Annotated in this window: 11 protein-coding genes; 5 read left to right on the forward strand and 6 right to left on the reverse strand. The window is 69.7% G+C overall.

Annotated elements, in window-relative coordinates:
• Positions 1-61 precede the first annotated feature (61 nt).
• The 6 genes from ACH4G3_RS35245 to ACH4G3_RS35270 all read right to left on the reverse strand — a co-directional run bounded on the left by ACH4G3_RS35245 (position 62) and on the right by ACH4G3_RS35270 (position 6988).
• Positions 62-916 (reverse strand): NmrA family NAD(P)-binding protein, encoded by an 855-nt coding sequence (locus tag ACH4G3_RS35245; RefSeq protein ID WP_397628290.1) that lies wholly within the window; start codon positions 914-916, stop codon positions 62-64.
• 96 nt (positions 917-1012) lie between these two features.
• Positions 1013-2473, reverse strand: coding sequence for an FAD-dependent oxidoreductase (locus ACH4G3_RS35250; RefSeq protein ID WP_397628291.1), 1461 nt, complete (start codon positions 2471-2473; stop codon positions 1013-1015).
• A 185-nt stretch (positions 2474-2658) separates the two neighbouring features.
• The gene (locus ACH4G3_RS35255; protein ID WP_397628292.1) at positions 2659-3867 is read right to left on the reverse strand and encodes a hypothetical protein; all 1209 of its coding nucleotides are present in this window, start codon (positions 3865-3867) and stop codon (positions 2659-2661) included.
• On the reverse strand, positions 3864-4871 hold the full coding sequence (locus ACH4G3_RS35260; protein ID WP_397628293.1) for an LLM class F420-dependent oxidoreductase: 1008 nt from the start codon (positions 4869-4871) through the stop codon (positions 3864-3866). The genes ACH4G3_RS35255 and ACH4G3_RS35260 overlap by 4 nt, the downstream gene beginning before the upstream one ends.
• Before the next feature lie 11 nt (positions 4872-4882).
• Positions 4883-6109: a cytochrome P450 gene (locus ACH4G3_RS35265; protein WP_397628294.1), complete on the reverse strand. Its 1227-nt coding sequence runs from the start codon at positions 6107-6109 to the stop codon at positions 4883-4885.
• Between the two features lie 174 nt (positions 6110-6283).
• The gene (locus ACH4G3_RS35270; protein ID WP_037671485.1) at positions 6284-6988 is read right to left on the reverse strand and encodes a TetR/AcrR family transcriptional regulator; all 705 of its coding nucleotides are present in this window, start codon (positions 6986-6988) and stop codon (positions 6284-6286) included.
• Positions 6989-7237: 249 nt separating this feature from the next.
• On the opposite strand from ACH4G3_RS35270, the gene ACH4G3_RS35275 reads away from it, so the two are divergent.
• The 5 genes from ACH4G3_RS35275 (at position 7238) to ACH4G3_RS35295 (ending at position 13283) form a co-directional block, all read left to right on the forward strand.
• On the forward strand, positions 7238-8701 hold the full coding sequence (locus ACH4G3_RS35275; protein WP_397628295.1) for an MFS transporter: 1464 nt from the start codon (positions 7238-7240) through the stop codon (positions 8699-8701).
• A gap of 389 nt (positions 8702-9090) precedes the next feature.
• Complete coding sequence (locus tag ACH4G3_RS35280; protein WP_397628296.1) at positions 9091-9897, forward strand: response regulator transcription factor; 807 nt, start codon at positions 9091-9093, stop codon at positions 9895-9897.
• Between the two features lie 256 nt (positions 9898-10153).
• On the forward strand, positions 10154-10825 hold the full coding sequence (locus ACH4G3_RS35285; protein ID WP_397628297.1) for a TcmI family type II polyketide cyclase: 672 nt from the start codon (positions 10154-10156) through the stop codon (positions 10823-10825).
• Positions 10822-12093, forward strand: a complete 1272-nt coding sequence (locus tag ACH4G3_RS35290) for a beta-ketoacyl-[acyl-carrier-protein] synthase family protein (protein ID WP_397628298.1) — start codon at positions 10822-10824, stop codon at positions 12091-12093. Before ACH4G3_RS35285 ends, ACH4G3_RS35290 begins: the two co-directional genes overlap by 4 nt.
• Entirely contained in the window at positions 12090-13283 is a 1194-nt protein-coding gene (locus ACH4G3_RS35295) for a ketosynthase chain-length factor (RefSeq protein WP_397628299.1), read from the forward strand. The genes ACH4G3_RS35290 and ACH4G3_RS35295 overlap by 4 nt, the downstream gene beginning before the upstream one ends.
• The last annotated feature ends 61 nt before the right edge of the window (positions 13284-13344 follow it).

Consider the following 13344-nt stretch of genomic DNA (forward strand, 5'->3'; position numbering starts at 1 on the left):
GGGCAGCGGAGAAGGAGCCGTACCCGTCCTGGGTCGGCTCCTTCATGTGGGAGGTCTGCCGTCAGGCAGCGGTGAACGCAGTACGGTGCTCCAGCGCCCAGTCGGCGAAAGCCGTCGCCGGGCGGCCGGTGACCCGGGCGACCGTGTCCGTCACCGGGGCTGCGGTGCCGACCGAGGCCCTGTACGTGCCGAGGACGGAGTCGACGAGGCCGGGCACTCCGAACGCGCCGTACTGATCTTCCAGTTGGGCCCGAGCGGCATCGCCGACCAGGTCGACGACGGTGACCGGACGACCGATCGCCGCCGCGATCAGCTCGACCTGCCGGCGCTGCGTCATCGACTCCGGGCCGGTGAGCTCGTAGGTCGCGCCCTCGTGTCCGTCGGTCAGCAGGGCCTGGACGGCGACCGCCGCTATGTCCCGCTCGTGGATCGGGGAGACCGTGCTCTCGGCGTACGGGACGCGGACCTCACCGCCCTCGCGGATCGCGGGGGCCCACTGCAGCACATTGCTCGCGAAGGCGCCCGGCCGCAGCACCGTCCGGGCGAGACCGCTGTCCTCCACCGCCCGTTCGACCGACAGGTGCATGAGCCCGATCGGACCGGCGGTCTCACCGGGCTCGCTCACCGCGGCGGACGACAGCAGCACCACGTGCTTGACCCCGCAGGCCCTGGCGAGGTGCAGGAAGCCGGCGACGCCGGACGGGTTGGGGAACAGGAAGAGCTTCTCCACGCCCGACAGCGCGTCCCCGAACGAACCGGGGTCGTCCAGGTCCCCGGCGCGCACGTCGACGCCCGCGGGCAGTTCGGCGGTCTTCGGGTTCCGGGAGGTGGCCCGCACCGGGGCACCGGCCGCGAGCAGCAGCTCGACGACGTTGCGGCCGACGTTGCCGGTCGCGCCGGTCACCAGAATGGTCATGAGGTGGACTCCTACGTGGGGGAAATGAGGCGCTGGAGGAAATGAGGCGCTGGAGGAAACGGGGCGTACACGGCCGGCGCCGAGGCCGGCCGTGGGTCAGGTCCGGGCAGCGCCGAACCAGCGGTGGAGTGCTTCCGTGAGCGGCGTGCCGGACACCCAGCAGATGTAGCCGTCGGGGCGCACCAGCACGGCCTCGGCGCCGAGGCCGGGGAGCTCCGGTACCTCCACGGCGTCCACCCGGCCCGTCCAGGGCGCCGCCTCGGCGACGAGTGCCGTCCGCGTGGTCAGCAGGACGCCGTGCCCTTGGTGGAACAGTTCGCTGGCCCAGCGGCCGTCCGGCAGGGCGAAGTCGGTGAGCCGGGTGCCGACGGGCTCGTCGCTCCCGAGGTCATAGCGGATGGAGAGGCCGGAGATCGCCCCGCCGAGCAGGCGGTTGGCCTCCGGCAGCTTGATCAGCTGGGCGAAGATCTCCCTCAGCGCCTCGTGCTCGATGCCCTTCTGACCGAGGGCGACCTGGGCCCGGGTGTTCGTGAGGACGGCGGCGCCCACCGGGTGTCGTTCACCGTGGTAGGTGTCGAGCAGCCCTTCGGGGGCCCAGCCGGCGATCTCGGCGGCCAGTTTCCAGCCCAGGTTCATCGCGTCCTGGACGCCGGTGTTGAGTCCCTGTCCGCCGAGCGGCAGGTGGACGTGCGCGGCATCGCCGGCGAGGAAGGACCGTCCGACGCGGTACTGCTCCGCGAGGCGTGAGGCGTCGCTGAACCGGGAGGCCCAGCGCACCTCCTTGACCTCGGTGTCCGAGCCGTAGAACTCCTGGATCGCGGCGATGACCTCGTCCTCCGGCACCTTCGCGCGCTGGTCGTCGATCACCTGGTCGGCGATGCTGTAGAAGATCCGGTAGACGTTGTCCGACTCCGTGCCGATCGGGAAGATGTTCGCGAACGACCCGTCAGGACGCATCCGGGGGGAACCCTTGGTGTCCCAGGTGGTCGCGATCCCCTCACCGGCGATGCCCAGCACGACGTCGGAGACGGTGCCGAACCACCGCGCGTCCAGCCCGGGGAACTCGACCCCGAGGTGCTTGCGGACGAAGCTGCGGCCACCGTCGCAGCCCGCCAGATAGCGTGCCTCGATCCACTTCCCGCCGGTCCGGACGCGGACCCGCTCCTCGTCCTGCTCGATGCCGGTGACCTCCGAGTTCCACTGGACCCGAACTCCGAGTGAGGCGAGGTGCTCCTCCAGCACGCTCTCGACCTCGGCCTGCGGAATGGCCACCTGGTACGGGTAGCGGGAGTTCCAGCCGTCCAGCGTCAGCGGCACGGGCAGGTGCGCGAAGTGGGTGGTCTCCAAGCGGGCCCTGGCCTGCTCCTCCGCGCCGTCGAGCATGCCGCGCAAGGCCAGCATCTCCGCGGTGCGGGGGTGGAGGTTCAGGGCCCGGCTCTCGCCGGTCCGGCCGGGGCCCTTGTCGAGCAGGGCCACGTGTGCGCCGGCGAGGGCCAGCTCGTGGGCCAGCGTCAGACCGGTGGGTCCGGCGCCCACCACGATCACGTCAGCGTCCATTACGGGTTCCTCTCTGCCTTCCGGTTCCGAACAACGTTCTATCAGTGAACGACGTTCTTCCACAAGTACATCGTTCTCCGCAGGCCGTCGGAAGTTGGTCACGTTCTCCCGTGGGCCTGCGAGGACGCTGGGGCGCGACCGCGTCTACCGCGCGCCGCGCTGTTCCGCGGCTCGCGGCAGATGGGTCACCAGCTGTGGGTCGGGGCGAGGCCCCACGCGTCGAGCTCCGCCTCGACCAGCCCGTGTCCGACCGAGACGCCGGCGGACTGGAAGCCGATGGACACCGTCCCGCCGGCCCTGAGGACGAAACAGTTCATCCGGCCGGGAGGCCCCCCGGCGCCCGAGACCGTGCGGAAGAGGACACCCAGGGCCGGGCCGAAGACGTCCCTGGCCTCTGGCAGCATCTCGCCGGCGTTGGACAGCGCGGCGTCGGTCTGCGGATAGCCCGTGAGGTGCCGGCCGACCACCTCGGCGTACACCGCCTTGCTCAGCCGGCGGATGTGGGCCAGGTCGGTGTAACGCCCGCGCAGGCCGGCCAGCCGCAGCGTGGCGATCCCGACCATGTTGGAGGACTCCAGATCGTCCGGCCGCCGGAAGCTCACGGGCAGCCCGACCGTGAACGGCCCGCCCGACTCGGTGGTGCCCCGCGCGGCGCGCAGGATGTTCGCGGTCATGGCGAGCATCAGTCCCGTCACGCTGCCCCCGCCGCTCTCCGCCACCCGCTCGGCGTCGGCGGCCGTCACGGTGAAGGCGAGCCGGGAGCGGACGGGCGCCGGGGCCTCTTCCTGCCGGGAACGGCCGAGCAGCATCCGGGCCGCGGTGGCGGGTGCGTCGGCGACCTTGCCGCGCAGCCGGGAGAGCGCCAGCCGGGAGTACGTCCACACGCCTTCCGTCACCACGTCGGTGAGGTCGTCGACCAGCGACGGCTGCCCGGAGCGCCACTGTCGAGCGGTCTCCCGGGCGGCGAGTGTGGCCGCGCCGATGAGACCCTGGCCGTCGGTCAGCGCGTGCGAACCCACCAGGGACACCACGGAGGTGCCGTCGCCGATGTGCGCCGCGCTCAGCACCCAGCCGCGGCCCGCGTGGGCGTCGAGATCGACCCGGCAGGCGGCGTCGGCCCAGTCCATCACCTCCTCCGGGGCGATGGTCCGAGGCGAGACACGCAGGGCGGAGCAGTCGGTGTGCCGCTCCCAGACCGGACGGGCCAGCGGCAGCCGGGCCGTCCGCATCCGCCGGTTCAGCGGGCCTTGGGCCAGGTTGGCGTGGAATTTCCGCAACGCTTCGGGAGCCGGCCGGCCCTGCACCCGCCAGAGCAGCTGCACCGGGGGGTCGATCCTCAGCTGTTGCATCAGTACATCGCCTCCGGTGAAGCGCTGCGATCCGGCCGTGTTCATGTCGTCGTCCCCGTCTCCGGCGCGAGCCCGACCAGCGGGGCCAGCGTGCGCCCGGCCAGTGCGATGGCGTCCGGATCGTGCGCGTTGACGAGCATGTTGGCCATGAGCCCGTCGATGCCGTGGCACAGCACCCGTTCCTGGAGCTGCTCGGTGACCTCGGCCGGGGTGCCGACGAAGAACCGGTCGCTCGCCGCGGCCCGCTCGGAGTCCGTCAGTTCCGACACGTCCACGCCCGACCTGGCCAGCGCCTCCTCCAGCAGCTTGCGGGCCCGCTCGCCGTCCTCGTCGATGATCAGCGGCGTGGCGAAGCTGGTCTCCAGCGTCGCCGGATCCCGGCCGGCCTCGGCGCACCGCGTCCGCAGCGCCGCCATCTTCCGCGGCAGCTCGGAAGTGGTGCAGATGATGTTGAGGTGGTCGGCGTGCCGGGCGGCGAAGGCGAACGTCTTCTTCTCGCCCCCGCCTCCGATCAGCAGCGGCAGGTCCTCCCGGAGCCGAGGCTCGTTGATGGCACCCTCGGCGCGGAACCAGCGCCCCTCGACTCGCGGCCGCGCCCCGCGCAGCATCGGGACGACGACACCGAGCGCCTCCTCGAACCGGCCGAAACGCTCGGCGACGGTACCGAACTCGTAGCCGTACTCGCGGTGTTCCTGCTCATGCCAGCCGGCGCCGACGCCGAGCACGGCGCGCCCCTGGCTGATCACGTCGAGCGTGGTGACCATCTTGGCCAGCAGGGCGGGATTGCGGTAGCCGATGCCGGTCACCATGGTCGACAGCTGCACACGGCTGGTGGCCGCCGCCAGCGCCCCGAGCAGGGTGTACGCCTCCAGCATCGGGCCGTCGGGCGGCCCGATCAGCGGCGGCTGGTAGAAGTGGTCCATCGTCGTGACCAGGTCGAACCCGGCGTCCTCCGCGGCGCGCACCTGGTCGACCAGTGCGGGGAAGAGATCGGTGACCGTCTCCGTGTGATGGAAGTACGGGATGTGATAGCCGAGACGTATGCTCACGTGCTGGTCTCCTACCAGGTGACGGGAAGTTCCACGGGGCCGAAGAACTGGCCGAAGTACTTGTAGGGCAGGGCGCCGGGTTCCGCGGCGAGCCGCAGGTCCGGGACGCGGTGGAAGAGGCGGTCGAGGACCACCTGGAGCTCGGTGCGCACGATGTTCTGGCCGAGGCACTGGTGCGCCCCGTAGCCGAACGCGACATGCCGGGTGCCCGAGGCCCGCCGGATGTCGAAGCGGTCGGGGTCGGGGAAGGCGTCGGCGTCGCGGTTCGCCGGCAGGGTGGGAATGATGACCCCGTCGCCCGCGCGGATGCGTACGCCGCCGATCTCCACGTCCTCCAGGGCCAGCCTGAGCGGCCCGGTGTCGGTGATCGACAGGAAGCGCAGGAGCTCCTCGACCACGGCCGGCGTGCGGGCCGGATCGGTGGTGAGCTCTTTCAGCTGCTCCGGGTTGGCCAGCAGGGTGAGCACCGACAGCGAGATCATCGCGGCACTGGAGGCGTGTCCGGCGATCTGCAGGAGCTGCACGAGGCTGGCGAGTTCGAAACGGTCGGCGGCACCTTGCTGCTCCCGGCGGGACCGCTCGATCTGACGGCTGAGGAAGTCGTCGGCCGGATTCTCCTCCTTGGCCGCGATGACGCTGTCGAGGTGGGCGTGCAGGGCCTCGGCGGCGGCCCGCTGCTCGTCCTCCGTCCGGGCCTCGCGCAGCATCCTCTCGGTGTTGCGCTCGATGGCGTCGAGGTCGTCCGCCGGAACACCCAGGAACGCCTCGAGCACCAGTGTGGGGACGGGGCCCGCGAGGTGCGTGACGAGGTCGACCGGCCGGTCCGGCTGCTCCAGCATCCGGTCGATCGCCGTGTCGACGATGCGCTGGATCCGCGGCTTCATGGCGTTGATCTTGCGCACGGAGAACTCGCCGAGGACCGCGCGGCGGGCCTGGGAGTGCTCGGGTCCGTCCATGTTCACGAGGAACGGCGAGAAATAGGTCAGCGCCTTGAGTCCGCCCGGAGAAAGTTCGGGAAATCCGGGCCGAAGTTTCTCGGAACTGAAACGGGCATCGGAAAGCACCGCTCGGGCGTCTTCGTTCTTGGTGATGAGCCAGGCGCGGCGCCCGTCGGACATGCGGACCTGGTGCACCCGGCCGCCCGCCTCGTCCAGTTTCCGATACGTCTCCGGAACACTGAACGGGCAGGTGCGGAGTATGGGGAATTCCGGAGCAGCGTCCGCTGCGATCTCATTCATGACAATTCCCTTGGGTATGCCGAGGGGGGATGACATGAACGGTAGCGCGGTGAATTTTCCCTCAGGGTCAGACCAGAGTCAGCTCTTTGTCAATTCTGAATCCGGGAAACTGCAGGGAATCGGTGACGGAAAAGCCGGTCCCGGATTGCGGCTGCGGATGCCGGGGCGGGGCGGTCAGTCCGTGACGAACGTCGCCAGCCCGGAGATCAGCATGTCCAGGCCCAGTTCGAACCTGCCGTCGCTGTCGGTGTCCAGCATGACGTCCACGTTGCCGACGATGGACGGGAACCGGTCCGCGGGCAGGGACGCGAAGTAGTCGCGGACGGGATCGATCCAGTCGGCCAGGTCCTTGTTCGCCAGGCGCCAGCCCTCGTAGACATCGGCCGTCGTGTACAGGGTGAGCCGGTGCAGGGCCCAGGCCGCGATCTTCGGGGGGACGCCCACGTTCAGCAGCACCGACAGCAGCCGCTCGGTGATGGCCACGCCGATGGCGGTGGGCGGGAAGGCCGCGAAGTTGTAGAGGGCGATGTCGCCGTGGGCGGACAGTACGCGCTGCATCTTCGTGTAGTGCGCCTTGAGGTCCGCGTCCCACTGCCCGGTGACCTCCGGGACGCCGACCTCCTTCATCACCCGCTCCAGCACCAGGAGCAGCAGCTCCTCGCGGTTGCGTACGTGCGCGTAAAGGCTGGACGCGACCACGCCGAGGTCGCCGGCGATCCGGCGCATGGTGACCGCGCCGCTGCCCTCCGTGTCGACGACCGCGAGCGCGGCGTCGACGATCCGCTCCGCCGTGAGCGGAGCGCGCTGGGGAACCTCGGTCTTCCGGCGCACCTCCCATGGCGGAAGGGGTACCTCGGCGGAGTTCGACTTCTGACGCATCACGGAGACCTTACCGGTGAGGAGGCGCCCGAGGGCGCGGGGGCGGATCGGGGTTGGTTCAGATTTGGGTTGACGCCGAACATGATTCTATCGTAGAACAGTGTTCGTTTACAGGTAAGTGTTCGGCCAAAGGAAACGGTGTTTTTGCACCGTACGACGTTCATACGCAGTCGCCGTACGACGTTCATCGCGCATCACCGGCTGCCCTGCCGGCGGCACTGTCAGCTGTCCCGACCCCAGGAGGTCAGCATGTCCACCACTGAAATGCCGCAGGCCGTGGCCTTGCCGGACGGTCCTGCGTTCTCTGCCAGGCGCGCATGGGCGGCCGTCGGCATCATCCTCGTCGGCGAGGTCATGGATCTGCTCGACTCCTTGGTCACGACCATCGCCGGACCGACGATCACGCGTGACATGGGCGGCTCGCAGGAGTTCATCCAGTGGCTCGCGGCCGGCTACACCATCGCCATGGCCGCGGGACTGCTCATCGGCGGGCGGCTCGGCGACAAGTACGGGCGCAAGAACCTCTTCCTGACCGGCCTGGCCGGCTTCACCGTGACCTCGCTGGTCTCGGCGGTGGCGACCAACCCGGAGACCCTGATCACCGCCCGGGTCCTGCAGGGCCTGCTCGGTGCGCTGATGGTGCCGCAGGCGCTGGGCATCATCAGGAGTCTCTTCCCGCCGGACAAGGTCGGCATGGCCTTCGGGGTGACCGGGCCCGTGATGGCGTTGTCCGGTGTGGCCGGGCCGATCGTGGCGGGCTGGCTGGTCGACGCGGACTACTTCGGCTGGGGCTGGCGGATGATCTTCGCCGTCAACGTCCCGGTCGGTGTTCTGGCCCTGGTGGCCGGGCTCGTCCTGCTGCCCAGGTCGCAGCGTCAGCGGGACCTCGAGATCGACCTGGTGGGGGCGGTGATCGCCGCGGCCGGGATGGCCGCCGTGATCTTCCCGCTCGTGCAGGGGCGTGAGCTTGGCTGGCCCTGGTGGGCGTTCCTGCTGCTGGCCGCCGGCATCGGCACTCTCGCCGGATTCGTCCGCCACCAGTACCACCGGGCGGACAAGGGCCTGCCGACGCTCGTCCTTCCCTCACTGTTCAGGAAGAAGGCCTTCGTCTCCGGGCTGTTCATCGGCATCCTCTTCTTCAGCGTCATGATGGGCGGGGCGCTGCTGTTCGGCCTCTTCTTCCAGCTCGGTCTCGGGATGAGCCCGCTGAAGGCGGGCCTCGCCACGATCGCGCAGGCTGCGGGCATGCTGCTCGGGTTCGGGTTCTCCCAGGCGCTCGGTATGGCGCGACGGACCATGTTCATCGGGTTCACCGCCACCGCCGTCGGTCTGCTGGCCGCGCTGGGCACGATCGCCGTGCAGGACGACCCGGTGAACGCCTGGTGGCTCTCGCCCGCCCTCGCGGTGCTCGGTGTCGGTTCCGGGCTCGCCATCGCGCCGTTCTTCGACATCGTGCTCTCGGGCGTCGACGAGAGGGAGACCGGTTCCGCATCGGGCACCCTGACCTCCGCCCAGCAGGTGGGCAACGCGCTCGGTGCCTCCGTCCTCGGCACGGTCTTCTTCTCCGTCCTGAACGGGCGGCGCGGAGAGGGGGCGTCGGCGTTCACGGCGGCGACCTCGGCGGCTCTGCTGGTGGCTCTCGCGCTCGTCGCGGGCGCCGCGCTGTGCACCCGGTGGCTGCCCGAGCGGGCGGTACGGCACGCGGAGGAATGACGCCCCCCATAAGGGGCCCGGCCCGAGGGGGCCCTGCCCGCCGCAGCGAATGCACCTTCTCGTTACGGTGCGGTATTGGACGCGTTAAATCACGCCACACCGAATGAATTCAGCCACGCGGCAGGCTTCTCTGTGGCATTCGATACGTCATGATCGACGGTCTTCCGGCTCGGATGCCCGCGTGTTAGCGTGACGGGCGGAATTCCTGACGGAGCCCGTTTCGAACGATAGGTAAGAAAGCTCTTACCAGCACCTCGGAGTACCTGCCTGGTTCGCCGCGGTCGGCAATGGAGCCGCCGTGAGTTCCGACCGGCAAATCCTGGTCGACTTCTACGAGAAGAAGATCAGGACGTCTCCTGTCGCACATCCATGATCATGGGGGTAGATGGATGGAAAAGCGTACTGAGATATCGGAAAGTGACATACTCACGGTTGCTGCCGGCGGGGCCGATCGGCAGCGGTACCGCGGAGGAGTCGGCGTACTGCCGACGCGGCCCCTCCCGGTCTCGTTCCCGGCCTTCGACACCTGGCAGGTGCTCCTCGTCGAGAGCGAGCAGCGGCAGCAGGAACTGCTCAGACAGGCACTGGGCCGGCACGTGCACCAGGTGACCTGCGTCGACACGGGTGCCAAGGCGCTCGATGTCTACGACCAGGCGGACGTGGTGCTGCTGGGTCCCGACCTTCCCGACATCGACGGGCTGGAGGTGTGCCGGGCGATCCGGGTCAGCTGCGACATCCCGATCATCGTCATCACGGACCGCTCGTCCGAGTTGGACTGTGTGCTGGCCCTCCAGGCCGGGGCCGACGACTACGTGGTCCAGCCGTACGGATTCCGGGAACTCATGGCCCGGATAGACGCGGTGATGCGACGGGCGACACCACGCCGGCAGGGCGATCACGTCATCGAGCACGGCCCGTTGCGGATCGACACGCTCACTCGCGAAGTGCGGCTGGACAACCGGGTGATCCCGATGAGCCGCAAGGAATTCGACCTGCTCCACCTGCTCGCGGTGAATCCCGACAGTGTCGTCTCGCGCGAGCACATCATGCGCCAGGTCTGGGAGAACTCCTGGTCCCGCCGCACGATCGACACGCACGTCAGCAGTATCCGCCAGAAACTCGGCGGAAAATCCTGGATTCTGACCGTGCGCGGCGTCGGCTTCCGCATCGGGCGGGGCGTACCCATGATGTCGTAAAGAGAGAGAAAAAAGAAAGAAAAGAATTCACCGGCCGCCGCCGCAGCTCTCCCAGCTGCGGCGGCGGCCTTTTCATGCCCTGAGCTGCCCGTCTGACCTTTCCCTGACGTAAAGCTGAGTTGGGCGTGCGGAGACCTGACTGTTCCCTCCATTGGAAATGTAGAAGTTATGAAGTGGATTGAGTTGAGAGTGCGCCGAGCTCTGGTGAATAGTTCATTGCGTAATCCGATGCGCCGGACAGAACGGGAGGCACGACATGTTCACTGTGGTGAGCGTGGGCAGACTGGACGGGGATTGCAGCAAGGAGATAGCAGAGATCTTCGCCGACTTCGATGCGGTCACTGCGCCCCGGATATCCGGGCTGAAGCGTCGGCAGCTGTACGCCTACTACGACGTCCTCGTCCATATTCAGGACTTCACCGGAGAGAACGCCGGCGCGGCGGCCGACGAAACGGCGAAGGAATTCCGGGTGGCCGGACTCCGCGAGCGGCTGGCACCGCTGGTCACGGCCTACAACCCGACCGTGGCCGACGACCGTGCCGTCGCTTTCTACCACTGGGAGGGCGAGCCGCCGGTCGACAAGGAAACCGGCCTCCACAGCACGGTGATCGTGAACCGGGTCGCCGACGAGGTCGTCCCCGAGGTGGCCCGGCTCTTCGGCGAACTGGACGCCACGGACTTCCCGTACCGGATGGGCACCCGGCGCCGCCAGCTGTTCTCGTACCAGGGCGTCTACTTCCACATCCAGGACTTCCCGAGCGAGAACGGCACCGCCGTGATCGACCAGGCCTGGAAGGAGGCCGACCCGCGCTTCGTGAAGATCTGCGCGGACCTGGACCCGCTGGTGAAGAAGTACGCCCCCGAGCGCTGGCGCTCCACGGCCGACCAGATCGCCACCCGCTTCTACCACTGGGAGGCGGCGGAGTGAGCGCGCGACGAGTCGTCATCACCGGCGTCGAGGTCCTCGCCCCCGGCGGGGTCGGCGCCCGGAAGTTCTGGGAGCTGCTCACCGAGGGACGCACCGCGACCCGGGGCATCACCTTCTTCGACCCCTCACCGTTCCGCTCCCGCGTGGCCGCCGAGGTCGACTTCGACCCGTACGCGCACGGCCTGACCCCGCAGGAGATCCGGCGGATGGACCGGGCCGCCCAGTTCGCGGTGGTCGCCGCGCGCGGCGCCGTCGCCGACAGCGGCCTCGCCCTCGACGGGCTCGACCCCTACCGGATCGGCGTCACGGTCGGTACCGCCGTCGGCTCCACCATGAGCCTCGACGAGGACTACCGGATCGTCAGCGACGACGGCCGCCTCGACCTGGTCGACCACACCTACGCCGACCCGCACTTCTACAACTACTTCGTGCCGAGTTCCTTCGCGGCCGAGGTCGCCCGCGCCGTCGGCGCGCAGGGGCCGAGCAGCGTCGTGTCGGCGGGCTGCACCTCCGGGCTCGACTCGGTCGGTTATGCCGCCGAGCTGATCCGCGAGGGCACGGCCGACGTCGTGGTCGCCGGCGCCACCGATGCGCCGATCTCGCCCATCACCCTCGCCTGTTTCGACGCCATCAAGGCCACCACGCCACGCAACGACGAGCCGGAGCACGCCTCCCGGCCCTTCGACGGCACCCGCAACGGGTTCGTGCTCGGCGAGGGCGCCGCGGTGTTCGTCCTCGAGGAACTCGGGAGCGCGCGGCGCCGAGGCGCCCGTGTCTACGCGGAGATCGCGGGATACGCCACCCGAAGCAACGCGTACCACATGACGGGCCTGCGCGCCGACGGCGTGGAGATGGCCGAGGCGATCACCGTCGCCCTCGACGAGGCCCGGATGAACCCCACGGACATCGACTACATCAACGCGCACGGCTCGGGGACCAAGCAGAACGACCGCCACGAGACCGCCGCGTTCAAGCGCAGCCTGGGCGATCACGCGTACCGCACACCGGTGAGCTCCATCAAGTCCATGGTGGGGCACTCGCTGGGCGCGATCGGCTCCATCGAGATCGCCGCGTCGATCCTCGCGATCCGGAACAACGTCGTACCGCCCACGGCGAACCTGCACACCCCCGACCCCCAGTGCGACCTGGACTACGTGCCGCTCACCGCCCGCGATCAGCTCGTTGACGCCGTCCTAACGGTCGGCAGCGGCTTCGGCGGGTTCCAGAGCGCCATGGTGCTGGCCCAGCCCGAAAGGAGTGCGGCGTGACGGCCTCAGCGGTGGTGACCGGCCTGGGTGTGGCGGCGCCCAACGGACTCGGTGGCCAGGACTTCTGGAACGCCACCCTCGCCGGCAAGAGCGGCATCGGCCCGCTCACCAGTTTCGACGCCTCCGGGTACCCGGCGCGGCTCGCCGGCGAGATCGGCGACTTCACGGCCGAGGGACAGCTGCCCAGCAGGCTGATGCCCCAGACCGACCGGGTCACCCGGCTCTCCCTCGTCGCGGCGGACTGGGCGCTCGCCGACGCCGGCGTGCGGCCGGCCGAACTGCCCGAGTTCAGCATGGGCGTGAGCACCGCGAGTTCGGCGGGCGGGTTCGCGTTCAGCCAGCACGAGCTGAAGAACCTGTGGAGCAAGGGCAGCCAGTACGTCAGCGCGTACCAGTCGTTCGCCTGGTTCTACGCGGTCAACACCGGCCAGATCTCCATCCGCAACGGCATGAAGGGCCCCAGCGGCGTGGTCGTCACCGACCAGGCCGGCGGACTGGACGCGGTGGCCCAGGCCCGGCGCCAGATCCGCAAGGGCACCTCCCTGGTCGTCGCCGGCGCCGTGGACGCGCTGCTGTGCTCCTGGGGGTGGGCCGGACTGCACACCAGCGGCCGCCTCAGCACCGCCGAGGAGCCGACCCACGCCTACCTGCCCTTCGACGACCGGGCCGCCGGCCATGTGGCCGGTGAGGGCGGCGCCCTGCTCATCATGGAGTCGGGTGACTCCGCGAGGGCCCGCGGCGCCAGGGTGTACGGCGAGATCGCCGGGTACGCCGCCACCTTCGACGGACGCGAACCCGGCCTGCGCAAGGCCGTGGAGCTTGCCCTCGCGGATGCGGCCGTGACCGCCGCCGACGTGGACGTGGTGTTCGCCGACGCGGCGGCCGAGCCGGAGCTCGACCGCGTCGAAGCAGAGGCGATCGTCGAGGTCTTCGGGCCGCACGGCGTACCGGTCACCGCGCCGAAGACGATGACGGGACGGCTGTACGCCGGGGGCGCGGCGCTCGATCTCGCCACGGCCTTCCTGGCCCTGGGCGAGGACACCATCCCGCCGACGGTCCACACCGAGCCGGCCGAACGCCACGGCCTCGACCTGGTCGTCTCCCAGCCCCGCGCCGCCCGCCTGCGCACCGCGCTCGTCCTCGCCCGGGGCCACGGCGGCTTCAACTCGGCCATGGTCGTGCGCCGCTGAGCGCGCCGCCGCAAAACCCCACCGCACCCCCGATCCAGCCGTAGCAGGAACAAGCAGCAAC

Origin of the sequence: Streptomyces afghaniensis (assembly GCF_044327915.1) — a bacterium.
Classification (GTDB): domain Bacteria; phylum Actinomycetota; class Actinomycetes; order Streptomycetales; family Streptomycetaceae; genus Streptomyces; species Streptomyces afghaniensis.